Annotated in this window: 39 protein-coding genes; 4 read left to right on the top strand and 35 right to left on the bottom strand. The window is 43.1% G+C overall.

What is annotated here, in order from left to right; translation table 11 throughout:
- Positions 1 to 2: 2 nt before the first annotated feature.
- The 33 genes from NFR88_RS08440 to NFR88_RS08290 all read right to left on the bottom strand — a co-directional run bounded on the left by NFR88_RS08440 (position 3) and on the right by NFR88_RS08290 (position 21,460).
- Positions 3 to 470, bottom strand: coding sequence for a DUF2634 domain-containing protein (locus tag NFR88_RS08440; protein ID WP_251615096.1), 468 nt, complete (start codon positions 468 to 470; stop codon positions 3 to 5).
- The gene (locus NFR88_RS08435; RefSeq protein WP_251615093.1) at positions 451 to 801 is read right to left on the bottom strand and encodes a hypothetical protein; all 351 of its coding nucleotides are present in this window, start codon (positions 799 to 801) and stop codon (positions 451 to 453) included. Before NFR88_RS08435 ends, NFR88_RS08440 begins: the two co-directional genes overlap by 20 nt.
- A 125-nt stretch (positions 802 to 926) precedes the next feature.
- On the bottom strand, positions 927 to 1,979 hold the full coding sequence (locus NFR88_RS08430) for an XkdQ/YqbQ family protein (RefSeq protein WP_251615091.1): 1,053 nt from the start codon (positions 1,977 to 1,979) through the stop codon (positions 927 to 929).
- A gap of 13 nt (positions 1,980 to 1,992) precedes the next feature.
- A complete protein-coding gene (locus NFR88_RS08425) occupies positions 1,993 to 2,670 on the bottom strand; it encodes a LysM peptidoglycan-binding domain-containing protein (protein ID WP_251615089.1) in 678 nt (225 codons plus the stop codon).
- A complete protein-coding gene (locus tag NFR88_RS08420) occupies positions 2,667 to 5,258 on the bottom strand; it encodes a hypothetical protein (RefSeq protein ID WP_251615087.1) in 2,592 nt (863 codons plus the stop codon). Before NFR88_RS08420 ends, NFR88_RS08425 begins: the two co-directional genes overlap by 4 nt.
- A gap of 58 nt (positions 5,259 to 5,316) precedes the next feature.
- The gene (locus tag NFR88_RS08415) at positions 5,317 to 5,634 is read right to left on the bottom strand and encodes an SHOCT domain-containing protein (RefSeq protein WP_251615085.1); all 318 of its coding nucleotides are present in this window, start codon (positions 5,632 to 5,634) and stop codon (positions 5,317 to 5,319) included.
- 32 nt (positions 5,635 to 5,666) lie between these two features.
- Positions 5,667 to 5,933: a hypothetical protein gene (locus NFR88_RS08410; protein WP_251615083.1), complete on the bottom strand. Its 267-nt coding sequence runs from the start codon at positions 5,931 to 5,933 to the stop codon at positions 5,667 to 5,669.
- A gap of 43 nt (positions 5,934 to 5,976) precedes the next feature.
- A complete protein-coding gene (locus NFR88_RS08405; RefSeq protein ID WP_251615081.1) occupies positions 5,977 to 6,324 on the bottom strand; it encodes a hypothetical protein in 348 nt (115 codons plus the stop codon).
- Between the two features lie 46 nt (positions 6,325 to 6,370).
- Positions 6,371 to 6,646, bottom strand: a complete 276-nt coding sequence (locus NFR88_RS08400; RefSeq protein WP_251615079.1) for an SHOCT domain-containing protein — start codon at positions 6,644 to 6,646, stop codon at positions 6,371 to 6,373.
- A 93-nt stretch (positions 6,647 to 6,739) separates the two neighbouring features.
- Entirely contained in the window at positions 6,740 to 6,961 is a 222-nt protein-coding gene (locus tag NFR88_RS08395; RefSeq protein ID WP_251615077.1) for a hypothetical protein, read from the bottom strand.
- 56 nt (positions 6,962 to 7,017) lie between these two features.
- A complete protein-coding gene (locus NFR88_RS08390; protein WP_251615074.1) occupies positions 7,018 to 7,359 on the bottom strand; it encodes a hypothetical protein in 342 nt (113 codons plus the stop codon).
- Between the two features lie 44 nt (positions 7,360 to 7,403).
- Positions 7,404 to 8,027 (bottom strand): SHOCT domain-containing protein, encoded by a 624-nt coding sequence (locus NFR88_RS08385; RefSeq protein ID WP_251615069.1) that lies wholly within the window; start codon positions 8,025 to 8,027, stop codon positions 7,404 to 7,406.
- Complete coding sequence (locus NFR88_RS08380) at positions 8,024 to 8,458, bottom strand: hypothetical protein (RefSeq protein WP_251615066.1); 435 nt, start codon at positions 8,456 to 8,458, stop codon at positions 8,024 to 8,026. Before NFR88_RS08380 ends, NFR88_RS08385 begins: the two co-directional genes overlap by 4 nt.
- A gap of 57 nt (positions 8,459 to 8,515) precedes the next feature.
- Positions 8,516 to 9,034 (bottom strand): SHOCT domain-containing protein, encoded by a 519-nt coding sequence (locus NFR88_RS08375; RefSeq protein WP_251615062.1) that lies wholly within the window; start codon positions 9,032 to 9,034, stop codon positions 8,516 to 8,518.
- 96 nt (positions 9,035 to 9,130) lie between these two features.
- On the bottom strand, positions 9,131 to 9,541 hold the full coding sequence (locus NFR88_RS08370; protein WP_251615059.1) for a hypothetical protein: 411 nt from the start codon (positions 9,539 to 9,541) through the stop codon (positions 9,131 to 9,133).
- A 46-nt stretch (positions 9,542 to 9,587) separates the two neighbouring features.
- Positions 9,588 to 9,779 (bottom strand): SHOCT domain-containing protein, encoded by a 192-nt coding sequence (locus tag NFR88_RS08365; RefSeq protein ID WP_251615057.1) that lies wholly within the window; start codon positions 9,777 to 9,779, stop codon positions 9,588 to 9,590.
- 164 nt (positions 9,780 to 9,943) lie between these two features.
- The gene (locus NFR88_RS08360; RefSeq protein WP_251615054.1) at positions 9,944 to 10,198 is read right to left on the bottom strand and encodes a hypothetical protein; all 255 of its coding nucleotides are present in this window, start codon (positions 10,196 to 10,198) and stop codon (positions 9,944 to 9,946) included.
- Between the two features lie 269 nt (positions 10,199 to 10,467).
- Positions 10,468 to 10,692 (bottom strand): hypothetical protein, encoded by a 225-nt coding sequence (locus NFR88_RS08355; RefSeq protein WP_251615051.1) that lies wholly within the window; start codon positions 10,690 to 10,692, stop codon positions 10,468 to 10,470.
- A gap of 112 nt (positions 10,693 to 10,804) precedes the next feature.
- Positions 10,805 to 10,954 carry a hypothetical protein gene (locus NFR88_RS08350; protein ID WP_251615048.1) on the bottom strand — a complete coding sequence of 50 codons (150 nt, stop codon included), beginning with the start codon at positions 10,952 to 10,954 and terminating at the stop codon, positions 10,805 to 10,807.
- A 57-nt stretch (positions 10,955 to 11,011) separates the two neighbouring features.
- Positions 11,012 to 11,758, bottom strand: coding sequence for an SHOCT domain-containing protein (locus NFR88_RS08345; protein WP_251615045.1), 747 nt, complete (start codon positions 11,756 to 11,758; stop codon positions 11,012 to 11,014).
- Positions 11,759 to 11,919: 161 nt separating this feature from the next.
- The gene (locus NFR88_RS15060; protein ID WP_285813835.1) at positions 11,920 to 12,054 is read right to left on the bottom strand and encodes a hypothetical protein; all 135 of its coding nucleotides are present in this window, start codon (positions 12,052 to 12,054) and stop codon (positions 11,920 to 11,922) included.
- A 120-nt stretch (positions 12,055 to 12,174) separates the two neighbouring features.
- On the bottom strand, positions 12,175 to 14,862 hold the full coding sequence (locus NFR88_RS08340) for a hypothetical protein (RefSeq protein ID WP_251615042.1): 2,688 nt from the start codon (positions 14,860 to 14,862) through the stop codon (positions 12,175 to 12,177).
- Between the two features lie 51 nt (positions 14,863 to 14,913).
- A complete protein-coding gene (locus tag NFR88_RS08335; protein ID WP_285813834.1) occupies positions 14,914 to 15,357 on the bottom strand; it encodes an SHOCT domain-containing protein in 444 nt (147 codons plus the stop codon).
- Between the two features lie 308 nt (positions 15,358 to 15,665).
- Entirely contained in the window at positions 15,666 to 16,262 is a 597-nt protein-coding gene (locus NFR88_RS08330) for an SHOCT domain-containing protein (protein WP_251615037.1), read from the bottom strand.
- A 149-nt stretch (positions 16,263 to 16,411) separates the two neighbouring features.
- Positions 16,412 to 16,750 carry an SHOCT domain-containing protein gene (locus tag NFR88_RS08325; RefSeq protein WP_251615034.1) on the bottom strand — a complete coding sequence of 113 codons (339 nt, stop codon included), beginning with the start codon at positions 16,748 to 16,750 and terminating at the stop codon, positions 16,412 to 16,414.
- A 7-nt stretch (positions 16,751 to 16,757) separates the two neighbouring features.
- Entirely contained in the window at positions 16,758 to 17,000 is a 243-nt protein-coding gene (locus NFR88_RS08320; RefSeq protein ID WP_251615032.1) for a hypothetical protein, read from the bottom strand.
- A 154-nt stretch (positions 17,001 to 17,154) separates the two neighbouring features.
- Positions 17,155 to 17,289 (bottom strand): hypothetical protein, encoded by a 135-nt coding sequence (locus NFR88_RS15055; RefSeq protein ID WP_285813833.1) that lies wholly within the window; start codon positions 17,287 to 17,289, stop codon positions 17,155 to 17,157.
- Positions 17,290 to 17,351: 62 nt separating this feature from the next.
- Entirely contained in the window at positions 17,352 to 17,921 is a 570-nt protein-coding gene (locus tag NFR88_RS08315; protein WP_251615030.1) for a phage tail assembly chaperone, read from the bottom strand.
- A gap of 93 nt (positions 17,922 to 18,014) precedes the next feature.
- On the bottom strand, positions 18,015 to 18,464 hold the full coding sequence (locus NFR88_RS08310) for a hypothetical protein (RefSeq protein WP_251615028.1): 450 nt from the start codon (positions 18,462 to 18,464) through the stop codon (positions 18,015 to 18,017).
- 32 nt (positions 18,465 to 18,496) lie between these two features.
- Positions 18,497 to 19,876, bottom strand: coding sequence for a phage tail sheath subtilisin-like domain-containing protein (locus NFR88_RS08305; protein WP_251615025.1), 1,380 nt, complete (start codon positions 19,874 to 19,876; stop codon positions 18,497 to 18,499).
- Positions 19,877 to 20,056, bottom strand: a complete 180-nt coding sequence (locus NFR88_RS08300; protein ID WP_251614995.1) for a hypothetical protein — start codon at positions 20,054 to 20,056, stop codon at positions 19,877 to 19,879.
- 3 nt (positions 20,057 to 20,059) lie between these two features.
- Positions 20,060 to 20,971, bottom strand: a complete 912-nt coding sequence (locus NFR88_RS08295) for a hypothetical protein (protein ID WP_251614992.1) — start codon at positions 20,969 to 20,971, stop codon at positions 20,060 to 20,062.
- 84 nt (positions 20,972 to 21,055) lie between these two features.
- A complete protein-coding gene (locus NFR88_RS08290; RefSeq protein WP_251614990.1) occupies positions 21,056 to 21,460 on the bottom strand; it encodes a hypothetical protein in 405 nt (134 codons plus the stop codon).
- Positions 21,461 to 21,745: 285 nt separating this feature from the next.
- On the opposite strand from NFR88_RS08290, the gene NFR88_RS08285 reads away from it, so the two are divergent.
- The 3 genes from NFR88_RS08285 to NFR88_RS08275 all read left to right on the top strand — a co-directional run bounded on the left by NFR88_RS08285 (position 21,746) and on the right by NFR88_RS08275 (position 22,963).
- Positions 21,746 to 22,090 (top strand): helix-turn-helix domain-containing protein, encoded by a 345-nt coding sequence (locus NFR88_RS08285; RefSeq protein WP_251614986.1) that lies wholly within the window; start codon positions 21,746 to 21,748, stop codon positions 22,088 to 22,090.
- A gap of 121 nt (positions 22,091 to 22,211) precedes the next feature.
- On the top strand, positions 22,212 to 22,682 hold the full coding sequence (locus tag NFR88_RS08280; RefSeq protein WP_161909189.1) for an ImmA/IrrE family metallo-endopeptidase: 471 nt from the start codon (positions 22,212 to 22,214) through the stop codon (positions 22,680 to 22,682).
- Between the two features lie 50 nt (positions 22,683 to 22,732).
- On the top strand, positions 22,733 to 22,963 hold the full coding sequence (locus tag NFR88_RS08275) for a hypothetical protein (RefSeq protein WP_251614984.1): 231 nt from the start codon (positions 22,733 to 22,735) through the stop codon (positions 22,961 to 22,963).
- 112 nt (positions 22,964 to 23,075) lie between these two features.
- Here the strand turns inward: NFR88_RS08275 and NFR88_RS08270 are convergent, their stop codons facing one another.
- Positions 23,076 to 24,050 (bottom strand): glycosyl hydrolase family 18 protein, encoded by a 975-nt coding sequence (locus NFR88_RS08270; RefSeq protein WP_251614982.1) that lies wholly within the window; start codon positions 24,048 to 24,050, stop codon positions 23,076 to 23,078.
- 48 nt (positions 24,051 to 24,098) lie between these two features.
- The gene (locus tag NFR88_RS08265; RefSeq protein WP_243151218.1) at positions 24,099 to 24,599 is read right to left on the bottom strand and encodes an NUDIX domain-containing protein; all 501 of its coding nucleotides are present in this window, start codon (positions 24,597 to 24,599) and stop codon (positions 24,099 to 24,101) included.
- A gap of 65 nt (positions 24,600 to 24,664) precedes the next feature.
- On the opposite strand from NFR88_RS08265, the gene NFR88_RS08260 reads away from it, so the two are divergent.
- On the top strand, positions 24,665 to 24,838 hold the full coding sequence (locus tag NFR88_RS08260; RefSeq protein WP_251614980.1) for a hypothetical protein: 174 nt from the start codon (positions 24,665 to 24,667) through the stop codon (positions 24,836 to 24,838).
- Positions 24,839 to 24,945: the final 107 nt, after the last annotated feature.

Here is a 24,945-nt window from a genome sequence, read left to right as displayed (position 1 = left end):
TTTCACCTGCCTTCTAAACTCACTTCTAAATCTATGGTTGCGCCATCTGTGCCAACCACTTCTATTGTTACTACCACGCTGTCTGCACCCCAGTCAAAGGTCATCTCCCCTACGTAGTCGGTTCTCCCGTAAGGGTCCGCTTCCAGCGCTTCTTTGGCTTCCGCCCGAAACATTGCCTCCGCTTCTTCTCTGGTGCCCGCCCTTAAAATCTCCGTGATGGCGATTCCAAAGTCGGTGGAATACAGCGGGCTTGCATACCGTTCCATAGATAAACAATTGATGCACCACTGCTTCCACGCATCCACGGGACTTGCGCTCTGTACCCGGTTTCTGCCGTCCCTGACAAAGTCCTTTTCAAAGGCGACTGACGCTAGATAACCTGCGTCTTCTTCTGTCTCTGTCACATCTTCGTCAGGTTCAAACTCTTCCAGATCCTCCGGAAACAAGTATTCATCCTGCAGCATCTTCATCCTCTCCTTCCCCTGCAATTAAATCGACAACCACTGGCTCACTGCCGCACCATGCCAGCAGCACCCGGTCGCCCTCTTTCAGTTTTTCATAGTGAATATCCTCCATATACACACTGCCCGTCACGACTTTTCCTTTCTTCATCACCAGATCCGATACAGTCCTGCAAATCGAATATTCCCCTGCTGGAATCGGTCCCGGCGACTCGTCCGGTACCAGCGCGCAGCCTGCTCCGATTTGGGCAAGTTCCAGCCGCGTACCCTTGCCCGTCTGTCTGACGCTGTGCATCCGCCCCTGCAGGGTTTCTCCCAGCTTTTCAATATTGCTCGACATCTTTTCCTCCTTTCTTAAAGTCTTCTGCAAATAGAAAAACGCCGCTGCCGGCGTTTTTCTGCTCTTCTGATTCAGTTCTTCACAATACATATTCTAGCACAAATCTATGTACCTGTTGCACAGTTTCACTTCTTTTTCTTCATGCGCCGCACATTCATCGTCATAGTGCCCTGGTCGCAGTTGTGGGAAATTTCGTTGACGACATAATCATGTTCTTTCCCTTTATTCAGCTCGATTCTGACCCGGTCGCCTTTGCGAATCCAGGGAATATCCAGCGCGGTGATATCGTACTCTTTTCGCGGCAGCGCGCTTTCATCGAGGATATGCTTCGCCTCTTCCTTTGCCTCGGACAGCTTGGTATCGCCGTCTTTATAAATGACTCTGGTCAGCGTGCCGTAAGTCTTTCTGTTTCGCTCTTTCCTGGCTTCCACCTTTCGCTTGCCGTTGTCGTCACTTTTTCCAGCGATGAGCACATTGGTGACCATACCGTCCATGGTCACAGATCTGCTGTAGCTGCTCATAATCCCCTCATCGCCCCGGGTAATTCGATACACCGTTTCGTTGGCACCCTGCTTATCGATGTAAATTCTGCCCTTATGACTTTTAATGCTGTACTTTGTGCCCTTTTTCTTTTGCACCTCATCCAAAAGTTCGCTAGTCAGCACGTCTGCCAACGTACCGGACAGCGGCAGCTTGGGATGGGTGATACTGCTGTAGCGATATGTCAGCTTTACGCCGCGGCGCTCCATCAAAGTTTTTACAATATCTTCGGTCCGTTTGCCCTTACTGAAATAGGTCAGAATCTGGGAGTTCATAAAGTAAATCATGTTGTCGTAGCAGGTCAGCGTCAGCTGTGTGCCATTTCCCAGGCTATAATCCGTATCCCATACATAACCGCGAAACACTTCGGTCTTCTTGGTCTTTCCGGCGCCTTCCGCGTAAATAAAAACACGGCTCCTGACAGAAAACATCTGGCTGGGATAGCCGTATTTATCTATGTGCCTGTTATAAAGCCGTATGACGGCTTTCTGCGCCAATTGATTTCTCGATTCTGTCAGAGAAAGACTGGTTACCAAGCCTTCTGTCTCGCCGGTCTTCACATTCAATTTCTTCACGGTGAACTGGTTTCCGTCAGGTGTTTTAATCACCACCTCATACACTGGTCTTTCATATTTCATCTGTCACACCTCCTTATTTCTTCGGCAGCTTCAACACCAGTCCCGGCCAAATGCGGTTGCCATTGTCCGAAGAACTGTATTTATGCTTCTTTGCGTCATCTTCAATCGCTTTTTTGTTGAGTTTATAAATCTCTTTCCATCGATAGGAGTTCCCAAGCTTCCTGCCGGCAATACCCCAAAGGGTATCGCCGCTTTTCACGGTATATTTTGTGAAACTCTTCGACGGGCGCTTTTTGCTGTTCTTGCTTTTTTTTGGTTTCGGTTTTTTCGTAATGGTCACCGGCTCATATGCAATCCACTCGATGGAATACTCCAAATCGCCAAGTCCGCCCGTATAGGCGGAAGAATACTGATTCACGTAGCACTTGAAGCCGGTGATTCCGGTGCCTTCGATGATTAGCTCGATCAGCGTGCCCCGACTCTGCCATCGTTTCAGCAGTTTGTCGCACTCCAGCGGATCTGTCCAGGGCGCTGCCAGTACGGACAAGTCCTTTCTGCTCTCTCCCGGAAAACGCGCTTCCCAGGAAATCCGCCTCAGCCCTTTCCCTTTGGGTCTGACCACTTCCCCTCTGTCCAAAAGACTGTAGCTGGCAAAACTCATGTCGCCGCCGCTGTCTTTGATTTCCAGCGGCAGCCAGTCAAAATCAATCATTTTTTTGCTGTTGTTTACTTCCTTTGCGATAATTCTCATAATCCTGCACCTCCTGCTGCCGGTGTATTGGCAAACTGTCCCTTAAATGCCGCGTTGAATACACCTGCGATTTCTTCACTGATTGCTTCTTTGTTTTCCCGGATGGTTTCGACCAACGACTGTCCATCTTTGGCTTCTACTTTAATTTCTACACCACCAACTTCTACTGCGACCGGCATACCGCTGCCGCCTCCGCTGAAACTTCCGATACTGCCGCCTACGATGCCACCCGCTGCAAAACCTTTCGGCGAAAAGCCCGGCGCTTCCAGATAACCACCGACCTGATTGAAAAGCTGCAGCGCCCGCTTTCTTCTGTGTTTACCCAGCGGAATAATTGCCTCTGGCGTGCCCTCTTCCGCCACTGTAATCAGCTGGGCGCCGCCGTGAACGTAGCCGCCGTCTGCGAAGGCTGGGGCAATGATGCCGCCACGGTACTTCACTCCAGCTGGATTATAATGCATTTTTTTAACTCTATCCGGCAAATTATTAAAAACATTTTTATTACCATCTTCTTTTAAATATTCCGGTTCATAGTGCTGTAAATACCAACTTCCTGCCCGGTTCTGCGCAATACTTCCTAAGAGTTCCATCTTGTTCATAAAGTCTTGTACTGCTTCCGGTAAGGCTTCTCCTTTTTCTTCATATTGTTTTGCTGTTTCCAGCATGTCATTGTAAAGTGGCTTCATACTATCTACATATTCACCAATAGCTGCTCGATCGACCGGGTCATTTTGTAGTCCCCGTATATTGCCTAGCATTTCCCCACTCAGTTTTCCATCTTCCATGTCAGCGCTTAAGTTATCAAGGAATGCAAGTTTGTCAGAATATTTGTTCGTAAATTCATTCAGTGCAGTTTCAGCAACCGCACCATAGGTATCCATCTCCTGCTTATACAGTCCATCGGTTTGTCCAGTTCCATCTTTTCCCCAAAGTAGCGTTTGTTTCTGCTTGTCCGTCTTTCCGATGGCTGCATAACCATAAGCGTCTTCTAATGCATCGATTCTTTCATTTGCGCCCGCTGTTGCTTCTTGTATAATTGCATCGAAAGAGTCTTTAGAATACTCTTTACCAAGCCCTAATTTCATCTTTTCCAGCATTGCCTGAAAATCTCTTTCCTCCTGACTACCCTGATCCGAACCTGATGCTCCATAAAGCAATTGTAATACCTCTTGCCTGATTCCGTCTATTTTCGTCTGCTCACTTCCATCAACCACACCATCAGACAAAGCGTCAACGGTTACTTGATTAAGGTCTTCAATCAAATCATCCAGGTTTTTCAGTTTTTCCCGATACTGTTTATCGATTCCTTCCAGTATTTCGTCTGCTGATCCAGGCTCTGTCAGCAATGCTTTTACAGATTTCTCCTCCGCATACTGATTATCCAGCAAGTGCATCCGACTGCTTTCACCAAAGTCATTCGTTGATTCCGCCAGTCCCATCAAACTTCCTGCACCTGCTTCTGTTCCACTGAGCCAGAGGCTTTTCTGCAGCCCATAATCTGCCTGCTGCAGGTTCGCAAAGGATCCCTGCAAATCATTGATTGCTGCTGCTGCGTTGTTAATCCGCATAGTCTGCCCTGTATCAAACAATTCTCCCACAACCTGTGATACTTCTCTTGCAGATAGTGCCGTTTTTCCGAACATTTTATCCAGCTGTTCACTTGCAAGCGCTTTCTGCTCCGCTTTTAATTGTGCTACTTTCTCCGCGGCACGGGCAGAAACATCGGCATATTTTTCTGCACCGTTTATGCCGTCTGCAAAAGAATCTGCTATCGGTTCACTGAGCAGTTTTCCAAGGAGGTAGCCGCCAGCCGCACCAGCCAATGCGCCCCATGGACCTAAAGCACCACCTAATTTCAGTCCCAGTGCAGCACCTGCCTTCGATCCTACAAAAGAACCAGCCATGACAGTTGCCCCTTCGGCAACCTTATATGTTCTGTCGTAGGCATTATCTGACGAAAAAACACCTTCTGCAATATCTGCGCCGCCGTCCAAATAGCCGAAAGCAGTGATGGCTGTGGCGGCAGATTGGGGGATACCAGCTTTGAATTTGGCGTATTTTTTGGAATCTGTTACTTTCAATTTTTTTAACGCTTTAAAGTCATCATGAACCTCTTTTAATCCATTTACCATCACAATCGCACTGCCAACCGACATAGCACCATCAAAAAAGCCTTCATTGTCAGCTGTTTGCACCGGTATATTACCTGCTCCCCTGACACTTCCGCCAGCATATGGTATCATATATCCTCCACCATAGCTTGGCTGCAGCTGCATACGCCTGATTTTTCTCTCTGCCGCATAGATATCTGCATATACCTTCCGCATATCAACAGTGACAGCTACCTTATAGCTACTTTTCGAAAAATCTCTTAACCTTCCTGACACAGACTCCAAAACCGGCGTTATCTGATCATCAAGAAAAATAGATGCGGTATACTCTGTCTGTGCAAATTCATTCAGCAATCGATCTGTGGTCTCCATTGTCTTCTGAAACTTTGTCATCTTCGCAGGTAGTTTGCCAAACTCGCTGCTGTAGGCTTGTAAAATCGTTACATCCTGTTTCATAATTCCTGTTTCCTTCCTCATACTCTCTCCTTCCTTTTTCCCATAGAAAAAACGCCCGCAGGCGTTTCCTCTTTGCTTATTAATCTACATATTTGAACTTTAACAGTTCCTTCTTTCTATCCTCGAATTCTTCCTCCGTGATAATTCCATCGTCACAAAGCTCCTTAAATCTTCGAATTTCCTCGGCAGGACTTCCTAAAAACTTCTTTTGCTGTACTTTCTTTTCCTGTATTTCTCTGATATATGGCATTACCTCTGCAAGTTCACGCTTAATAAAATCTATATCTTCATGATATATCTTTACATCCGCTAATCCCCGATACCAGCCATCAGTGTCAAAACACACTTCTCGACGTTCAGCGCTTACCAGTATATTATTTATTTTCTCATATCTCAATATTTGCCATCCTGCGTCATCGCATTTGGCAATTAATCGTTTATTTGTGAACATGTACGTCCATTTAATCTCCTTATGCTCTTGCATATATACTTGTCTATATATATATCCCCAAAAAAAGTCATTACATACTCATCATCATCTAAAAGGGGTACGAGATATTCATAATCAAGCAAACTGTCGTCTGGTCCCGAAACCTCTATTCCAAACAGTCCTGTTGTCATCTTATGTTCCACATTTTCATGATAATATGCAAACATTTCCTCTGCTGTACGCATTTTTCTCATCTCATCCACCATTCCTTTCCCACATCTGCATTAGCATCAGTTTTCACTATACCTATTATAACATACTTTCTTGAACCTGTTGCACTAAATTACGGATTCTCTTAACGCAATTCTCCCCCTTTCTTTTCCCCACTCTATATACCTTCCGCATATCAACAGCGACAGCCACCTTATAGCTACTCTTTGAAAAATCTCTTAACCTTCCTGACACAGACTCCAAGGTCGGCGTTACCTGATCGTCCAAAGATATAGATGCGTTATACTCGGTCTGTACAAATTCATTCAGCAATCGTTCTGTGGTCTCCATTGCCTTTTGATACTTTTTCATTTTTGCAGGTAGTTTGCCAAATTCGCTGCTATAGGCTTGTAAAATCGTTACATCCTGTTTTGTAATCTCCCTCATATTCTCTCCTTCCTTTTTCCCATATAAAAAACGCCCGCCGGCGTTTCTATAAATCTAATAGTTTCTTTTTCTTTTGCTGAAACTCTTCCGCAGTAATAATCCCATCGTCCCAGAGTTCCTTGAACTTACGTATCTCATCAGCAGGGCTGATAATCAACTTCTCTTTCCTCATTTCTTTTTCATGCATTTCTCTGATATATGGCATTACCTCTGCAAGTTCACGCATAATAAAGTCTGTATCTTCTGGATATATGCATACATCCGCTAATCCCCGATACCAGCCATCAGTGTCAAAATACACTTCATTATATTTAGCGTTCACCAGTATATCATTTATCTGCTTATACCTCAATATTTTCCAACCTATCTCAGTGCTCTTGGAAATCAATCGTTTATTCGTAAATATATATATATCTTATTCCTTTATGTTCTTGCGTATATACTGGTCTATATATATATCCCCAAAAAAAGTCATTACATACTCATCATCATCTAAAAGTGATACAAGATATTCATAATGAAACAAACTGTCGTCTGGTCCCGAAACCTCTATTCCAAACAGCCCTGCTTTCTTCTTATGTTCCACATTTTCATGATAATATGCAAACATTTCCTCTGCTGTACGCATTTTCCTCATCTCATCCACCGTTCCTTTCCCACACCTGCATTAGCATCAGTTTTTCACTGTACACATTATAGCATACTTTCTTGAACCTGTTGCACAAAATTATCGCTATCCCCCATTCTTTTCTCTACTCTATATACTTTCCGCATATCGACAGAGACAGCTACTTTATAGCTACTTTTCGAAAAATCTCTTAACCTTCCTGACACAGACTCCAAAACCGGTGTTATCTGATCATCAAGAAAAATAGACGCAGTATATTCCGTCTGTACAAATTCATTCAGCAATCGCTCTGTGGTCTCCATCGCCTTTTGATACTTTTTCATTTTTGCAGGTAATTTTCCAAACTCACTGCTGTAGGTTTGTAAAATCGTTACATCCTGTTTTGTAATTCCTATTCCTTTCCTCATTTTCTCTCCTTTCTTTTCCCCATAGAAAAAACGCCCGCCGGCGTTTATAGGTTTAATAATTCTTTTTTCTTTTTTTGAAATTCTTCTTCGGTAATAATCCCCTCATCTAAAAGTTCTTTAAACTTTCGTATTTCAGTGATAGGACTAGCTGTACTTGGTTCCTTTTTTTCGGATGTGTTTCTTTGCTGAATTAAAGGTAAAACTCTTTTCTCCAGCTCATTTATAGATTCTTCTCTATAACAAATACACCGTTCTTCTTTATTATTATATTTAATTATTATTGTATTATCATTTATTTTCATTTCAACGATATCATTGTACATTATGTTCTTGAAAAAGCTTTCGAATGCAGTTAATGGTGAAAAAATTTGCTTTTCTGCACCAAATAGTATTCTTTTTTCTGTAAATGCATAGAACACATTCCATTGCACCCTTTCAACTATTCGTTTCCCCTCAAAACAATGAATTACATACTCATCGGGCTCCAGCGATTCCTCAACGGCTCTCATTATGTCTACACACTTTGGAATTGTTTTATGATAATAACAAAAATACCGACTCATCTCCACACTACTTTTCATTTTTTTTGGCACCTCACTACCTGTTACTTTCATCAAGATATCGGTAAGTCCCATGGTCGACCTCTCTTTCTTTTCAACAAACATCATGATTTTTTATTATGCCTATTATACCATATTTTCGAAATGAACGTATACAGAAAATAGCTAAATAGTTCCGCCTTTTTCGGCACCACATATCCTCCACCATAGCCTGGCTGCAGCTGCATACTTCTAATTTTTCTTTCTGCTGCAGAAATATCTGTATATACCTTCCACATGTCGACAGAGACAGAGACCTTGTAGCTACTCTTTGAAAAATCTCTTAATCTTCCTGACACAGACTCCAAGACCGGTGTTACGTGATCGTCCAGAAATATAGATGCGGTATACTCCATCTGTGCAAATTCATTCAGCAATCGCTCTGTGGTCTCCATCACCTTTTGATACTTTTTCATTTTTGCAGGTAGTTTGCCAAACTCGCTGCTGTAGGCTTGTAAAATCGTTACATCCTGTTTCGTAATTCCTATTTCTTTCCTCATATTCTTTCCTTCCTTTTCCCATAGAAAAAACGCCCGCAGGCGTTTCCTCTTTGCTTATTAATCTACATATTTGAACTTTAACAGTTCTCTCTTCCTATCCTCGAATTCTTCCTCCGTAATAATCCCATCGTCACAAAGTTCCTTAAATCTTCGAATCTCCTCGGCGGGGCTTCCCAAAAACTTTTTTTTCTGTGCTTCCTTTTCCTGCATTTCTCTGATATATGGCATTATCTTTTCGATCTCATGTTGTGTGAATTCCAAATTTTCTTTTTCTGCGCGTACATCAGAAAATCCCCTATACCAACCCTCTATATTAAAAAAGATTTCGGTTTTATCTGGAACAAAGATTATATTTTTTAAACTGGTATAATCAATTGCTTCTACTCCATCCTCGTTACAACAGATTGCTATCATTTGTTTGTTAGTAAATATATATATCCATCGCATATATTCATTTGTCGCATATACATATTTAACTATGTATATATATCCCCCAAAAAATGAAATTACATATTCATCCGGTTCTAAAAAAAACTCAGCAAGTTTAAAATCACCCCGTCTTTCATCATCAAACACTGGCAAACTTGTATCAAAAAACCTTTTTTCTTTTCTGGGTCTTTATGTTCATGATAATATGCAAACATCTCCTCTGCTGTACGCATTTTTCTCATCTCATCCACCGTTCCTTTCCCACACCTGCATTAGCATCAGTTTTTCACTATACACATTATAGCATACTTTCTTGAACCTGTTGCACAAAATTATGGATTCTCTTAACGCAATTCCCCCCTTTCTTTTCCCCTCTCTATATATCCGCCACATGCAGCCAAAGACAGACACCTTATAGCTACTCTTCAAAAAATCTCTTAACCTTCCTAACACAGACTCCAAAACCGGCGTTACCTGATCGTCCAGAAAAATAGACGCAGTATACTCTATCTGTGCAAATTCATTGAGCAATCGCTCTGTGGTCTCCATCACCTTTTGATACTTTTTCATTTTTGCAGGTAGTTTACCAAACTCACTGCTGTAGGCTTGCAAAATCGTTACATCCTGTTTTGTAATTCCTGTTTCTTTTCTCATATTCTCTCCTTCCTTTTTCCCATAGAAAAAACGCCCGCAGGCGTTTCTATAAATCTAATAGCGTCTTTTTCTTTTGCTGAAACTCTTCCGCAGTGATAATCCCATCGTCCCAGAGTTCCTTGAACTTACGTATCTCATCAGCAGAGCTGACAATCAACTTCTCTTTCCTCATTTCCTTTTCGTGCATTTCTCTGATATATGGCATTATCTTTTCAATCTCACGTTGTGTGAATTCCAAATTTTCTTTTTCTGCGCGTACATCAGAAAATCCCCTATACCAACCCTCTATATTAAAAAAGATTTCGGTTTTATCTGGAATAAAGATTATATTTTTTAACTTGGTATAGTCGACCTCTGCCATCCCGTACTCATCACAACAAATTCCAATTATTCGATTATTTGTCAATATATATATCCATCTTTTGTCCTTATTCCCAGACATGTCATATATATATATATATATATGTATGCCCAAAAAAACGAAAGAATATATTCATCCGACTCTAAAATAAACTCTGCAAGTTTTAAATCTCGCCATCTATCGTCATCTGATACGTTTTTAGCAAAAAGACCTTTTTTCTTTTCTGGGTCTTTATGTTCATGATAATATGCAAACATCTCCTCTGCTGTACGCATTTTTCTCATCTCATCCACCATTCCTTTCCCACACCTGCATTAGAGTCCGTTTTCCACTGTACACATTATATCATACTTTCTTGAACCTGTTGCACAAAATTATGGATTCTCTTAACGCAATTCCCCCCTTTCTTTTCCCCCTCTATATATCCGCCACATGTAGCCAAAGACAGCCACCTTATAACTACTCTTCAAAAAATCTCTTAACCTTCCTAACACAGACTCCAAAACCGGCGTTACCTGCTCATCTAAAAATATAGATGCGGTATACTCCGTCTGTGCAAATTCATTCAGCAATCGCTCTGTGGTCTCCATTTGATTACCCGCTCTTCAATCTTTGCAAGTACATTGCTTGCCTTATCATTCACATACATTTCAATGCAACTGCTTACATTCGTATACTTTTGTATACGATTTTCAGTTTGATTCAAATACTCCAATCCCTGATTATTTAAGTTTTTTAACTGCGTCAATCTTTTCTCCATCTGCTTCTCAGCCTGCTCCAAATTCTTCATCGACTTTTCATCATAACATTCAATATATATATTTTTTCGTCATGCTAACCTCCTTTTGCAAAATAAAAAACACCTCTGCCGGTGTCTTTTATGTTCTTAGCTTTTTATTATTTTATAGTGCAAGTACAAGTAAATATACCATACTTCCTATCGTAACCACTGTTGTTGCCAAAGCAATCCACATTGCAATATCGCCCCAAATTTTCAATATCTTATATTTCTTGTCCAATTTATCTAATTGCTCTTTTTCAATCTTCCACATAATTTTCTCCCTTGCTTTCAAGAAAAACATCCACCACGCATGATTTTTTCGAGTGTTCTATGGAAGTTCATCTACAATTCCATAATGATAAAGTATTAAATGTATGAAAATTATAGCAACTGGTAGCTGTATTATCGCCCCTACCGTAAACGTCACCGCTCTAATCACAATTGCCTTTTTATCATTGCTCTGCACGGCCTTGTCGAACTTTTTCTCATAGGCATAAGTCGGTTCTTCCGGGATGTCTTCAAAATAATCTGTACAGATCATCGCAGGGTTTAGCAACCTGTCTTTTTGCGCTTGAAATTCTGCCTGCGTCATAACTCCATCATCAGTCAGTTTTTTCAGCTTTGCGAGTTCATCCGCCACACTTCCGGAAAAGTTTACGCTTTGCCTTTGCTCCTGATTCTTCTGCTGAATGATTGGTATAATTTCTGCCAGTCCCTTCTGGACACCAGTTACATCACCCTTGAGCACTTCTACATTCGGCTCCCACTTTGTCGCATCAATCACAACACTTCGTCCTGCCGCCGTAACATTATGAAGATCTCTATAATCAATCGACCTGACAATTTCTCCTGTCAAATGTTTCTGCCCTATAATCAGCCTTCTATTAGTAAATACGTATGCAAAATTTCCGTCTGTCATCATTCTGACATTATTCTGCAGCCCCTGAAAACAGAATACCGCATACTCATCCGGCTGCAAATGTTTTGCCACAAGATAAAAATGCGCTTTTTCATAAAACAAATCGTTTGCAAAGCAAAACTGCCACATTTCTTCTGCCGTCCGCATTCTACGCATACTAGCTTCTCCTTCTTATTCAGCATTATGTGCAAATCTTCACTATACACATTATAGCACACTTTCCTATCCCTGTTGCACACAAATCGGACAACGATTGATAAAATCTTTCCAACAAAAAGACGGCAACCCCTTCTGCGTATGCCGTCCTTTTCCTGTCTCTATTCCTCTTCCTTTTTCCCAAAGCTGCTGACTTTAACAGGGACGAAACCTTCTTCGATTGCTAGAAGATCCGACGCCATCATAAAAGTTCGTTCGCCAGGAAACACCGGCTGCTGACAGGTACGAAGCCCCATCAGAATACCGGGTTCTTTATTGTGATTCTGATAAGCGAAGTGAAGCCACTGCGCCAGTCCGCTTATCTTGATGAGTTTTTTGCGTATTCCTCATCACTGATTTCTTAATTGGGACGACTATCATGCACAGAATCCTGCGCCTCCTGCTGCCGGTGTATTGGCAAACTGTCCTTTAAATGCCGCGTTGAATACACCTGCGATTTCTTCGCTGATTGCCTCTTTGTTTTCCCGGATGGTTTTAACCAGCGACTGTCCGTCTTTGGCTTCTACTTTGATTTCTACACCGCCGACTTCTACTGCGACCGGCATACTGCTGCCGCTTCCGCTGAGACTTCCGATACTGCCGCCTACGATACCGCCCGCTGCAAAACCCTTCGGCGAAAAGCCCGGCGCTTCCAGATAACCGCCGACCTGGTTGAAAAGCTGCAGCGCCCGCTTTCTTCTGTGCTTACCCAGCGGAATAATCGCCTCCGGCGTACCCTCTTCTGCCACTGTAATCAGCTGGGCGCCGCCGTGAACGTAACCGCCTTCTGCGAAAGCCGGAGCGATGATGCCGCCGCGGTATTCCGAAAGTGGTGATAACGTTGGTGGGGCAGCTCCAAATATTTTATGTCCTGTAACATATACATCTACCGGCGCTGTGATAAACTCTGGAATCCCAAAATCTTCTGCTGTAATATTAATCTGTTCTTCTATTACTTTTTCTCCATCAATCAGCAATTCTGTTGGAACTGTTGCTGTGCCTCCTGTCTCCTGCGAACTAGCTACAGGCTGCTGCGCTGCCCCCGCCAGATAATTATAATTTTCAGACTGAAAGACTCCATTTGCATTATCACTGAACCAATTCAATGCTTTATCATCAGCAAGATACGCATAAAAATCCATTTGACGTAAATACTCTTGTGCCTCTCTGGGAGCATTCAAGCCTGCTCCTTCATATAAGCTTACTATTTCCAATACTTTTTGCGTCATATCCGACATGCTGTCAACATATTCACCGACAGCCGCTCTGGTTTCTTCATCTGCACGCAACGCATTTCCCTGATCTCTTATTTCCTTAAAATCCTCTATGCCAAATTGACCTGCTTTAATTTTTTTGTACATCGGTTCTATAGAAGTCATTGACTCCCCAAGTTCATCCTGAAAGCGATCAGTGAATTCATCAAGCATTGTCTCTGCAACATTCATATAAAGATCTTTCTTCTCCGCATATAAACCTTCGTTTCCATCTTCCGCTTTTCCCAACAATAATTGTCTTCTCTCATCCGCATTCAAGTCTGGCGCAACACTGGCATACAAATTGTCGAGTACAGCAGCCTGTTCATCCGCACTGCCAATTCCTGTAGTAATTACATTCTGAAAAGATTCCCAGTTCATGCTTTTTATACTTCCTGTTGGTATCCCATCTAAACCAGCTTTAAATTCATTAGGCTTATCTTCTGCAAGGGTTCTTTGGTTTTCTATATTTGTCATGATTTCATCAATTTTGCTTTTTTCAGATTCGCTAATTATTCCATCTTGCAGAGACTTGTTAATCTCATCGTCCAGTTGTTTAATCAGGTTCTCAGTTTCCTCTATTTGCGCCTCGTACTTCTTACCCAGTGCGTCAATTAATATGTCCCCTGTATCTGAGTCTCCTGTGATTGCATGAATTGCCTCAATCCCAGCATACTGTTTTTCTCTCAGAAAGGAAAGCTGCTGCTGTCCATAATCAACAGTTTGTTCTTTTAACACACTCTGTTCTCCCGCATCTAAATGCCCTGTCGATGCCATCCACAGACTTTTATCCATCGTATAGTCCCCTTGCTGCAAGCTTTGGTATGCATCACCAAGCTCATTTATCGCAGCATTAGCGTTGTAAATTCTTGCCGTCTGCGACGGATCGAATAATCCTGCTACTACCTGGGAAAGCTGTTCTGCCGAAAGTGCGATATCACCAAATTTCTCATCCAGCCTTATCTTTGCAAGTTCTTCCTGTTCTTGCTTAAATTTTTCCAGACGTGCCGCTGCTTCAGATGAAATTGCCGCGTTTTTCATCGCACCCAACTTCCCGCCGCTCATAAACTCCGAAATGGGATCGCTAAGATATTCTCCCGCCAGATATCCCAGTCCTGCGCCCGCTGCTGCGCCAACGGGACCGAACAAAGATCCCAGCGCCGCGCCAGCCTTCATACCACCAAAGGATCCTGCCATGATAGTGGCGCCTTCAAAAATTTTTGAAGTTCTGTCGTAATCGTTACCTGCGGCAAACATTCCTTCGGCAATCCTAGCGCCGCCGTCCAGCATGCCGATAGCAGAAATGCCGGTAGAGATAGATTTTTCACTAATACTTTGTATATGAGCGCGAATTTTTTTATTATCTAATAAAGTTTTATAGTTCCCATACAACGCCCCCACGGTCGCACCACCAAAGAACAGTTCTTCTAAGATGTTTCCATCCTTCGCTTCCGGAACCGCCTGGGTTCTTTCCCACACTGCCCTGCTTCCGGTATAGGACTTTGACTGCCGTCCGCCGCCTTGTACATAGCGAATCCGCGGCTGTACGGTATATGTCCCTGCCGTCAGATTTTGCAGTCTCCGTTCAAACAGATTCAGTCCCTGCATCGCCTCATCCATATCGATATAGAAACTGACTCTGCAGGATTTCTGCGAAAAGCTGTCTGCAAATCGATCCAGATTCTTCAGCGTCTTTTCAGTTTGCTCCAGCGTTTCCACAAAACTCCGCGTTTCATGGTCTGCCTCTATCACAGCTTTGCTGTAGCTTTTTATGGACGTTTTGTCCATTTCAATAATTACCTTTTTGCTCATTTCCCTTCTCCTCCTTTATTTTTTCCAAAAGAAAAACGCCCGCAGGCGTTTTTACAAATCCAATAATTTCTTTTTCTTCTGCTCAAACTCTTCCTCAGTGATAATTCCATCGTCCCAGAGCTGTTTAAACTTGCGTATCTCGTCGGCAGGGCTTAGAAAGCGGTTTCTTTTTTGCAGCATTTTTTCTCGCTCTTCCCAAATAAAAGGCATGACCTTTTCTAATTCTTTCTTGATGATTTCAGCAAGCTGATTACTTTTTACAAATATACGAGATAAGCTCATATAATAAGTATCAACTTCAATAATAATACTTTTTTCCTCAACAGTCATGTCGCCTATTTTTTCCCATCTAATACTTTCTATCCCATCACAATACATTCCAACTGTAATAATTCGTTTGTTTGTCAAAAAATACATATATCTTTCATCTGACTCCATATGCGCATATATATATATATATATATATATATATATGCGCTGAATATTGTCAAGCAATATTCATCTGGCTCTAATAATGATTCTGCACTTTTATACGGCTGTAAAGGTTCATCTAAAACCCATTTCTCCAAAAAAGACCCTTTGCCTTTTTCCATTTCGCAGTAATACTCGTACATCTCTTCTGCAGTTCGCATTTTTCTTAGTTCTGTCATAATATATCCTTTCTATCATCAACCACTCATTATTTCTTTTATGCCCTACATTATAGCATATTTGTCGGGACAATTTATACCTAATTCGCTAATTTTAATCCATCTCCCTTTTCCTCCTTTATTTTTTCCAAAAGAAAAACGCCCGCAGGCGTTTTATAAATCCAATAATTTCTTTTTCTTCTGTTGGAACTCTTCTTCTGTAATAATCCCATCGTCACAAAGCTCCTTGAATTTTCGTATCTCATCGGCAGGACTTAGAAAACGGATTCTTTCTTGTAACAGCTTCTCTCGCTCTTTCCAAATGAAGGGCATAACCTTTTCTAATTCTTTTTCGATAATTTCAGAGTCTTGCATATTTGTTACAAATACTCCCGCAAAACCGGGAAGATAAACATCCGCTTCAATAATAAAATTTTCATCTTTTATAGTAAATCGTTCTATTCGCTCCCATCCAATGCTTTCCACTCCATTCAAATAAATGCTAGCTGCAAGAATTCTTTTATTTGTTAATACATATACCCACGTATCTTTCTCTGATACCTGTATATATATATATATATATGCGCGAAAAGTGGTCAGACAATATTCATCCGCTTCTAAAAGTGCTTCTATTCTTTTGTATTGCCTTAAAGGATCTGGTTCCAATACTTTTCTACCTAAAACAGACGTTCCCGGTTTAACATCTTTCCCCATTTCACAATAGTATTCATACATTTCTTCCGCCGTACGCATTTTTCTAAGCTCTGTCATTATATACTTCCTTCCTCGTATTATCACTTCTTTCTACTATGTACATTATAGCACACTTTCGAGGATAGCTTGCACATCAATTCTTTAAATTTTCATCCGTTTCCTTTTCCTCCTTTATTTTCCCAAAAGAAAAACGCCCGCAGGCGTTTTTACAAATCCAATAATTTCTTTTTCTTCTGTTGAAACTCTTCCTCAGTGATAATTCCATCGTCCCAGAGCTGCTTAAACTTGCGTATCTCGTCGGCAGGGCTTACAGAAGCGTTTCTTTTTTGCAGCTGCTTCTTTCGCACTTTCCTAATAAAAGGTATAACCTTTTCTAATTCTTTTTCGATAAATTCAGAGTCTTCCATTGCTCTAACAAATACACGAGACATACTCATACGATATACATCCGCTTCAATAATAACATCTGTTCCAGTAATGTAAACACTTTCTATATTTTCCCATCTAATGCTTTCTGCCCCGTAAGTATCAATACAAATACTCATAATCCTATTATTCGTTAATATATATCCATTTTTCAGAATTATATCCGGTATCATATATATATGCACGGAATGTGGTTAAGAAATATTCATCCGTCTCTAAAAGATTTTCCACCCTTTTATATGGTTCCAAAGGATCCATGAATAATCTCTTTCTGTCTAAATCAGATGTTCCTGGTTTAATGTCTTTTCTGACTTCGCAGTAGTACTCGTACAGTTCTTCTGCGGTTCGCATTTTTCTGATTTCTGTCATGATATATCCTTTCCTTATCAGTTCTCAGCTTTCTACCATACACATTATAGCATACTTTCTTGAACCTGTTGCACACAAATCGGACAGCTATTAATAAAATCTTTCCAGCAAAAAGACGGCAACCCCTTCTGCGTATGCCGTCCTTTTCCTATCTCTATTCCCCTTCTTTTTTCCCAAAGCTGCTGACTTTGATGGGTACGAAACCCTCTTCGATTGCCAAAAGGTCCGACGCCATCATAAAAGTTCGTTCGCCGGGAGATACCGGCTGCTGACAGGTACGAAGCCCCATCAGAATACCGGGTTCTTTATTGTGATTCTGATAAGCGAAGTGAAGCCACTGCGCCAGTCCGCTTATCTTGATGAGTTTTTTATGTATTCCTCATCGCTGACTTCTTCCTCATCGATTGGTCCAAACATTCCGCTGATACTGTAAATCAGATTAACAAGCTGTGTTTTTTCTCCAGCGACTAAAAGTGAATTAACGCATTCAACCGGTTTCAAATGCCCCAGCTTTTTCATGACTGCAGAATTTCCCCAAATTTTTTCTCTGTCATTCTCTGTAGTTCCTAAATAAATCACCCAGGAGTTAAACATGCTACTATCCATCTCGCCTCTTACTTTTGGCAGTTTCTTGCCCTGTGGATTTTCATAGTATTTAGATGCTTTCTTTCTGGCAAAAGCAATATCATCCTCAGATACCGGATGTAAATGCACCGTAAAATACAGCTTGCCCTTTCTTCTGATTTCCACCTCTTTCACCATTTCAGGTGCCTGCTGGTATTCCGCCGCCGCAAGGAGCGAGCTAACCAGATCATACTCATCCTCTTTCTCAATTTTCTCCGCAACTTTTGCGGGAATTTCCGGATCGGTGACCGGTGTAATGTAGGTACTTCTCATCGTTTCCTGTGTGTTGTTTTCCATCTTTTCTTTTCCCCTTCCGTACAATTTTTAGATGAAGGGCGGGTGCCCCTAAAGCCGCCGCCCTCCTGCATATAGCCGATTGAGCCTCGATTATTAGCCCTTGAACCACTCCGGCGTGGAATTGATTCTGTAAGACTGATTTCTCTTGATGATTTCACCCGGCGTCAACGTCATCAAATCAAATTCTCCATCCGGAATACAATCCTCGATTGTAAGCTGCTGCTGCGTTCCGTCCGGCTTGTTGGCGCTGGCTCTGAATGTGAAGCTAATATTTTTTCCATTCTTTGCCGCTGCCAGCAGCGGCTCCATAATCACATCATCTCGAACCACTGCCTCTGTAAAGGTCAGCGTATAGGATACATCGCCCGGTACACTGAACTTCTGGTAAGAGCCCACCGGTTGATAATCCAGATTGGTATAGTTTGCCTTGACAGAATAGGTATCAATTTCTAAAAGTTCCACAGGCTGATCATCTACAGAAAGAAACAGCTTTCCGTCCTTTCCTGTCATAAGATTTTTTACAAGTGTTTTCTGATCTAACATATCTTTTCCCCTTTCGTTATTTCACGTAAATTTTATGCAGTCTGCACATTGCTGAATCTATAGTGCAGATAGATTTTTTCCAGCGTGTCGATATCGTCTACTTCAACGATAAACCAAGCGCTGTCACTGGTCTGCGGATTATCCGCATCCAGCGTAAAGCTGCCGCCCGGCATAATTTTCTTTTCTCCTGCCATGTCGTTGAGAAGACGCATACCGCTCTGTACCACATCGGCAATGCCATCGCTGTCGCAGCTTACCTTTCCGACTTTTTTCTCCATCATGATGTGAAGTCTGCGCATCAGTTCATTTCTGACCTTCGTGCGTTTCAGTTTCTTCCAGCCCGCATCCTGGCTCTCGTCAAGCGTTACCAGTGTCGTTACGCCGGAGTCAAACCAAACCAGACCGTCGGCACTTCTGGAAAGCAGCACAAGACCATTTTTAATAGCTTCCTCGTACTGGGTGCCGGTAAAACGTTCCGTCACATCTCCCGCGCCTCGCAGACTTTTATGTACGATGCTCTGGTTTGCCGGTGTTGCGGCGACTGCACCTGCCAGATGAGCTGCTGCGAAAATCGCTGGTGCTGCGATGCCGGTCAAATCTGTATAGGTATTGCCGATCATGGCAATCTGTCCGTGATTCTTTGCCGCCGCGGCTGCCATTCTGTCAGCAAGCGGTTTTGTCACATCAGCACTCATCACCGCAATTGGGAATTTTCCGGTCTTTACTACGTCTTCTACATACGCTGCCAGCACGTTCTGTACGCCGTCAGCGTTGCTATCGCAGCAGATGACATTATAGTAGTACGGTTCCAGTGCCTGGCATCCTTCCAGATAACTGTCAGCCGTCGTGGCAGGATCTGTACCGCCGCTGAGTACCGCCTCAAATTCCTCCACCGCACCGGTTTTGCCCTGTTCTGCAGTTACATAAGCACTTGCCTTTAACGCCTCTGCCAAAGCTGCCGCTTCACCGGTTTCGTCTGCCGCAAAGGTGTAAACTTCTTTTACTTTATTGCCTGCGATAATCAGACACTGTTTCTGCTTGCCGCCAGGCAGCGCCAGCACTTTTACCTTAATCGGCAGCGCGCCTTCATACTTTGCGGTAAGTACGACGTTATCCCCCTGAGTCAAGGTCGCCTTGGTGCCGCCGGTGCCCGCTCTATACACATACACCGTGTTTACGCCCTCCGCAAACATAATTTCTGCCATCGCTGCGCCGTCGCAATCACCGTACGCCTCTAAAAGGTCTGCCGCGCTGCTGAACGCAGATACCTGTCCGCAGGGACCCCATGATGCTTTCATCACCAGTGCGGCAATGCCGTTGACTGCGCCTACTTCCTCCGTACCCCGGTTTGAGTAACGATAATACACATCCGGTCTAACTTTCATTTCTCCTTCTCTAAAAATCTGTGCCATTTACTTTACCTCCTTTTGTTTAAACGTTTCAATTATTTTTCTGGCATCTTCCTCTGTATACGTCTCCTGACCCGCTGTCACAAGGGCTGCTTTTACCAGCACCGGATTGCTTCCGAATACGCCAGCAGCCTCTGCCAGTTGGGCGATCGTATATACAGATTTACTTTTTTTGGTTTTCATTCTCTACTCCCTTTCTTTCATTGCTACTGCTACATGCTGCAGAATTTCGCTGCTTTGACCCGCCGCAATCACCGGATAGATGGCTTCTACGGCAAGCTGTCCTGCCTGCACCGCATCCTGCGCCAGATCGAGTCCCTGGGTGTCTCCCACGATGACAAAACTTTCTTCGTCCGCAATGCGTCCTTCCTCAAGTAATGCGTGTTCGATTAAAAGCGCCATGGCGCCCGCTTCGGCGATGCTGCCAGGAATGATTACATGACATTGTACCTTTGCGCTACGCCACATGCTGCCCTTGCCGCCTGCAAGACTTTCACACTTTCCCGTTTTGGCAAGACGCCAGTAGACTGCCGGTTTTTGCTGCGTCGGACGAAATGCCTGCGGCAGCAAACTGTCGTCATATCCAAGCAAATATGCGGATCTACCGATAACCTGCGGTAAATTCTCTTTGCTCCATGCACTAAGCAATGCCGCCGGACTTTCCGGCAAAAGGCACTGGTCAGGATATTCATAAACCGAAAAGGTTATGACTGCCCGCTGCAGGTTTTCCGCTGTTTCTTCCTGCTTTTCCAAAGCCGGCTGTTCGGCTTTTGAGAAGTGCATAGAATAGACGTGTCTTTCTTCGGCAAAGAACCAGCCATCCAGACGCTCCCGCACCGTATCCATAAATACATATATATTGCTGTCTGACTCTGCCAGAAGTTCTGCGGTCAGAAAGTTCTTTCCCTCTCTGGCAGCATCTTCCTGCAGTTGCAGATGCAGAAGCAATTGCCCATAGTGACTGCCCGCACTCCATGCTGCGTCACTTTCTTTGGGCGCGACGTCTGCAAATACTGCCGGCTTTCCTGCATACTGTGCAAGATACGTCTGCAGTGCAGTGTCTGTCTGCAGATGTTCCAGTATCAAATTGATCATCATACTTTCCTCCTTTCTCCGTGTATCGGATTTTTTCACTGTACACATCCTAGCACATTTTTATGTACCCGATGCACACTCTTTCGATTACACCAAATCCAATTCTTCCGCTACCAATCTGATAAAGTCTCCCTGCCACTTTCCCGCGATGTTCCGATGGCAGGGTACCTTCATTGCAGCGCCTGCAACAGTATGAGACTGTTTCCAGTACACCATGTCGATAACCTTCAGACGGTCAGCAGCAGTTTTTGGATGGGTCAGACGTGTTTTTAAAATCGCGTTGCTAACGGCATCGTATTTTCTCTGCTGCTTCGGCGGCAAATCGTGAATGACGCAATCCTGCGTTGGATTGGCAGTTTTTCTGCCTGTACTGGGTTCCAGCGTCGCACAAAGCCTCGGTGAAAGCGGCGTCGCCAGTTCTTTTTCCAGCACAGGATATTCTTTGATAATGGACTTTACATAATGCCAATACGGCTCTCTTGCCCTTCCCATAAGATAGACCTCCTTTTGCATTTTCTTGCATTTTATGCAAGTTTATAATGAAAAAAATACTGTATCGCCAAATCTTGCGTTTTATGCAAGTTTTGGTATGTGCCTACTTTATCATACGAACATACGTTTGTCAATAGCTTTTTAGAAAGTTTTTTTGCATAAAATGCAAGTTTTTGGGTTGCGAAAAAAGAACATATGTGCTAAAATTTTTATATCAGAGGAAATATCAAGAAAGTCATGCTGTCGCCCAAATACGGCACAGCCGTCTTTCTTTTAGGAGGCCCCATGCATCATTCCACTACATTGAAAGAACTTCGCAAATCCCGCGGGTATACGCTTTTGGACATCGCACGGAAAATGGGCGTATCAGAAGGTACCGTGCAGCGCTGGGAGTCCGGCAATATCAGGAATATGAAGTACGATAATATTGTCAAACTGGCAGAACTTCTGGATGTAACCCCCGCTGTACTGATGGGCTGGCAGACAGAGCCGGCACAGAATACGCAGCATCAGACAGAAGAAGTGCACACCATTGCTGCCCATCATGATGGGACGGAATGGACCGAAGAAGAACTAGACGAAATCGAAGCATTCAAGAAATATATACTATCGAAACGCAAGAAGAAATAACCTTGATTTGCATTTTAGCAGCATGTATGTTTGCAGTGGAGCAATCCTTTGCATATAGGTAAACTCGCCTGCTTTTCTGCAAAAAAGGGATCGCGAGGTGATAACTTTGAGTAAAAATCTTATGAGCAAATACGAAGATTTAATTGGTGAATACGAAGATATGCTGGATATTGAGGAACATTCCATGTGCCACGAAGGACTCTATGGTGACGATACGATTTGGATTAACAAGGAACTTCCAGAACAGCGAAAGGCTTGTATTTTAGCGGAAGAATTAGGACATTATGAAACTTCTGTCGGCAACATACTGGATTTGAACGATTTAAACAACGCCAAGCAGGAGCGTGCTGCCAGACTCTGGGCATACAACAAGTTGATTCCACTAGAACATATTAAAGAAGCCTGCAGAAACGGCTGCACCGACATTTACGAAATAGCAGAATATCTGGATATTGATGAGGCTTTTCTCAGAGAGTCTATCATCTGTTACGAATCTAAGTATGGTGATATTTGGCAAGAGGAGAAACAGCAGGCACTTGCAGATGCTCTTTTGAACTACACTCGCAATGCTGACATCGATACACTGGAATAGTTTCAAGGAATTGTATTGCCTGATAATATTAGGAGATGAATTTAGAATATATGGACGAATTTGTACGCGTATTACTTTTGAACCTTCCCGTGGAAATTGACGGACGCACAGTCATTTGCGCTGATGACACCTATATCATCATGATCAATGCCAGGTTTAGTCATGAACGTCAATGTCAGATTTATGACCGCGAGATTGGTTATATTGATAACCACCAGCTACATATGATGATTCCAGCCTCGGCTTTGGAAGGACTTACAGACTTTGCGCAAGTGGTTTAGAAAGTGATGCAGGAATTTCTAAGAAACTCTTGTATCACTTTTATTTTTTGCGAGTATATTTGTCAAGAAAAGCAAAAAAACGTCCGCAGGCGTTTTACAAAATTTTCGATTTTTACAGCTTCCGCACCTGATACATCTCATTGAGTACTTCAGAATTTGCCGGAAAGTAGTCCATAATGTTCCAATACCCCACTCCCGCCAAATCATACTCTTCAACCAGCGCCAGCTTTGCACGAATGCTGCGAATGTCTTCAAACCAGACTACGTGCTTATTTCCAGCCGAATCAAAATAGGTGAAATACGGCGCCTGCGAAAGTTGGTCATAAATTACTTCCGCGCCATAATATTGCGCCCGCCAGAAAGCCCCTTCACTGGACATTTTTTCTGCCCGAGTTTCTCCTTTGACAAAGGGGAGTTTCCAATCATAACCGTAATTAGGCATGCCCATCAGAATTTTTTCCCTTGGAATTTCACTGACCGCGTAGTCCAGCACTTTCCGCACCTGATTGATTGGCGAAACCGCCATAGGCGGTCCGTACGTGTAGCCCCACTCATAGGTCATAATCAGCGCATAATCCACAATTTCCCCAATCTGCCTGTAATCATGCCCCTGATAAATGCTTCCCTGCTGCGCATCGGAAGTCTTAGGTGCCAAAGCCGCCGTTACATAGTAGCCCTGCGGTCCCAGCAATTCTTTCGTCTGTCGAATCAATTCTACATAGTCCTGCCTATTTTCCACTGGTACAAACTCAAAGTCAAAATCTATCCCTGCGAGTCCTTTTCTTTGAATCGTCTGCAAGATGTTGTTTACCAAATTTGTGCGTGCCTGCGGATTCGAAAGTAAAATGCCTGCGGTTACATCATTAAAAGTTCCCGACTCGTCCAAGGGTGTCAGCACCATCATCGGTTTTACCCCTGCAGTGTATGCTGCCTGAATCAGGTTCTCGTCGTTCAAATCCACAACACCGCCCTCTGCAGTGATTCCATAGCTGAAATTTCCCAGAAAGGTCAAATCCGACAGCCAGGAAGAAAGTACCCATGGCTCAATAGACGGATAAGCATAGCCGCTCACAACAATTATTTTCATTTATAAGCCCCCATTCTCATATTACAGAATACGGAGCCGGGCATCTTTTTAGAACTCCTGCAGCACAGCAAATTCCATTCCCGCTTCACCAGTCACGCCGCAATAAATTTCCTCAGTAAAGCGTCCAACCCCAAAATAGTGCGTCAGCATTTGTTTTGCCGTTACGGGCATTTCCAACTCTAAAACGTCCTTTATAGGAATCCAACGCAGTATGCCCTCGTCTGTACATTCATTTACAGCCGCGCCTTCCCTTAGCTTTGCAAAGAAATAGTAATTCTGTCTGATTTCTCCATTTTTTAGCCGCAAAGTTACATATCGCATTTCTACAGAAGTAATATCGCTTTCACAAAGCCCTGCTTCTTCTTGTAATTCCCGCAGCATACAGGCTCTTGGCTTATTCAGTTCCTGCGGCTCAAAATGTCCTCCAATACCGCACCAAGAAGGCGCAACCACCTTTGAGCCAATCCTGTAGAGCATAAGCATGCTCCCATCCTTTTCTATATAAATCGCAGTCATATTTCGCAGCGCAGCTTCCTTCATACTTTTCATTGACAATTCCTCCTTAGCCTTCATTTTACTCCGAATTTTTCTTCTGAGCAATCCTTTCCTAAAATATGGACGCGCTGATTGACATTTCTGAGGCGCTTAACGCATCTATCGATTGGTTGCTCCTCAACGAAAAAGGTGATCAGACGGTCCCTTTGCAGAAAAGTGATGTTGAACTGAAAACGGTCCAGGTCAAATCCCGGGATGAAATTCAATCTGATTTAATGATTGGTATGCGGTAGTTCGTGCTGCAGAGAATCCGGCGCGCCATATGAGCTGATACAATAAAGTTGTAATAGGAGTGAGACTTTTGTAAAATATAGTAAAACGAAAGGAGTACCCCTATGAT

It is taken from the genome of Senimuribacter intestinalis, from assembly GCF_943192965.1.
In the GTDB taxonomy this organism is placed as follows: Bacteria; Bacillota; Clostridia; order Peptostreptococcales; family Anaerovoracaceae; genus Senimuribacter; species Senimuribacter intestinalis.
Note: the sequence above shows the minus strand (reverse complement) of the source record. Positions and strands in the feature narration are given on the sequence as shown.

Bases quoted from the DNA above. Each gene is read 5' to 3' on its own strand.
- NFR88_RS08440 (WP_251615096.1), bottom strand. From the start codon at position 470: ATGAAGATGCTGCAGGATGAATACTTGTTTCCGGAGGATCTGGAAGAG.
- NFR88_RS08435 (WP_251615093.1), bottom strand. From the start codon at position 801: ATGTCGAGCAATATTGAAAAGCTGGGAGAAACCCTGCAGGGGCGGATG.
- NFR88_RS08430 (WP_251615091.1), bottom strand. From the start codon at position 1,979: ATGAAATATGAAAGACCAGTGTATGAGGTGGTGATTAAAACACCTGAC.
- NFR88_RS08425 (WP_251615089.1), bottom strand. From the start codon at position 2,670: ATGAGAATTATCGCAAAGGAAGTAAACAACAGCAAAAAAATGATTGAT.
- NFR88_RS08420 (WP_251615087.1), bottom strand. From the start codon at position 5,258: ATGAGGAAGGAAACAGGAATTATGAAACAGGATGTAACGATTTTACAA.
- NFR88_RS08410 (WP_251615083.1), bottom strand. From the start codon at position 5,933: ATGGTGGATGAGATGAGAAAAATGCGTACAGCAGAGGAAATGTTTGCA.
- NFR88_RS08405 (WP_251615081.1), bottom strand. From the start codon at position 6,324: ATGAGGGAGATTACAAAACAGGATGTAACGATTTTACAAGCCTATAGC.
- NFR88_RS08395 (WP_251615077.1), bottom strand. From the start codon at position 6,961: ATGAGGAAAATGCGTACAGCAGAGGAAATGTTTGCATATTATCATGAA.
- NFR88_RS08390 (WP_251615074.1), bottom strand. From the start codon at position 7,359: ATGAGGAAAGGAATAGGAATTACAAAACAGGATGTAACGATTTTACAA.
- NFR88_RS08385 (WP_251615069.1), bottom strand. From the start codon at position 8,027: ATGATGTTTGTTGAAAAGAAAGAGAGGTCGACCATGGGACTTACCGAT.
- NFR88_RS08380 (WP_251615066.1), bottom strand. From the start codon at position 8,458: ATGAGGAAAGAAATAGGAATTACGAAACAGGATGTAACGATTTTACAA.
- NFR88_RS08370 (WP_251615059.1), bottom strand. From the start codon at position 9,541: ATGAGAAAAGAAACAGGAATTACAAAACAGGATGTAACGATTTTGCAA.
- NFR88_RS08360 (WP_251615054.1), bottom strand. From the start codon at position 10,198: ATGGTGGATGAGATGAGAAAAATGCGTACAGCAGAGGAGATGTTTGCA.
- NFR88_RS08355 (WP_251615051.1), bottom strand. From the start codon at position 10,692: ATGAAGAATTTGGAGCAGGCTGAGAAGCAGATGGAGAAAAGATTGACG.
- NFR88_RS08350 (WP_251615048.1), bottom strand. From the start codon at position 10,954: ATGTGGAAGATTGAAAAAGAGCAATTAGATAAATTGGACAAGAAATAT.
- NFR88_RS08345 (WP_251615045.1), bottom strand. From the start codon at position 11,758: ATGCGTAGAATGCGGACGGCAGAAGAAATGTGGCAGTTTTGCTTTGCA.
- NFR88_RS15060 (WP_285813835.1), bottom strand. From the start codon at position 12,054: ATGGGGCTTCGTACCTGTCAGCAGCCGGTGTTTCCTGGCGAACGAACT.
- NFR88_RS08340 (WP_251615042.1), bottom strand. From the start codon at position 14,862: ATGAGCAAAAAGGTAATTATTGAAATGGACAAAACGTCCATAAAAAGC.
- NFR88_RS08330 (WP_251615037.1), bottom strand. From the start codon at position 16,262: ATGACAGAGCTTAGAAAAATGCGTACGGCGGAAGAAATGTATGAATAC.
- NFR88_RS08325 (WP_251615034.1), bottom strand. From the start codon at position 16,750: ATGAGTATTTGTATTGATACTTACGGGGCAGAAAGCATTAGATGGGAA.
- NFR88_RS08320 (WP_251615032.1), bottom strand. From the start codon at position 17,000: ATGACAGAAATCAGAAAAATGCGAACCGCAGAAGAACTGTACGAGTAC.
- NFR88_RS15055 (WP_285813833.1), bottom strand. From the start codon at position 17,289: ATGGGGCTTCGTACCTGTCAGCAGCCGGTATCTCCCGGCGAACGAACT.
- NFR88_RS08315 (WP_251615030.1), bottom strand. From the start codon at position 17,921: ATGGAAAACAACACACAGGAAACGATGAGAAGTACCTACATTACACCG.
- NFR88_RS08310 (WP_251615028.1), bottom strand. From the start codon at position 18,464: ATGTTAGATCAGAAAACACTTGTAAAAAATCTTATGACAGGAAAGGAC.
- NFR88_RS08305 (WP_251615025.1), bottom strand. From the start codon at position 19,876: ATGGCACAGATTTTTAGAGAAGGAGAAATGAAAGTTAGACCGGATGTG.
- NFR88_RS08300 (WP_251614995.1), bottom strand. From the start codon at position 20,056: ATGAAAACCAAAAAAAGTAAATCTGTATATACGATCGCCCAACTGGCA.
- NFR88_RS08295 (WP_251614992.1), bottom strand. From the start codon at position 20,971: ATGATGATCAATTTGATACTGGAACATCTGCAGACAGACACTGCACTG.
- NFR88_RS08290 (WP_251614990.1), bottom strand. From the start codon at position 21,460: ATGGGAAGGGCAAGAGAGCCGTATTGGCATTATGTAAAGTCCATTATC.
- NFR88_RS08285 (WP_251614986.1), top strand. From the start codon at position 21,746: ATGCATCATTCCACTACATTGAAAGAACTTCGCAAATCCCGCGGGTAT.
- NFR88_RS08280 (WP_161909189.1), top strand. From the start codon at position 22,212: ATGAGCAAATACGAAGATTTAATTGGTGAATACGAAGATATGCTGGAT.
- NFR88_RS08275 (WP_251614984.1), top strand. From the start codon at position 22,733: ATGGACGAATTTGTACGCGTATTACTTTTGAACCTTCCCGTGGAAATT.
- NFR88_RS08270 (WP_251614982.1), bottom strand. From the start codon at position 24,050: ATGAAAATAATTGTTGTGAGCGGCTATGCTTATCCGTCTATTGAGCCA.
- NFR88_RS08265 (WP_243151218.1), bottom strand. From the start codon at position 24,599: ATGAAAAGTATGAAGGAAGCTGCGCTGCGAAATATGACTGCGATTTAT.
- NFR88_RS08260 (WP_251614980.1), top strand. From the start codon at position 24,665: ATGGACGCGCTGATTGACATTTCTGAGGCGCTTAACGCATCTATCGAT.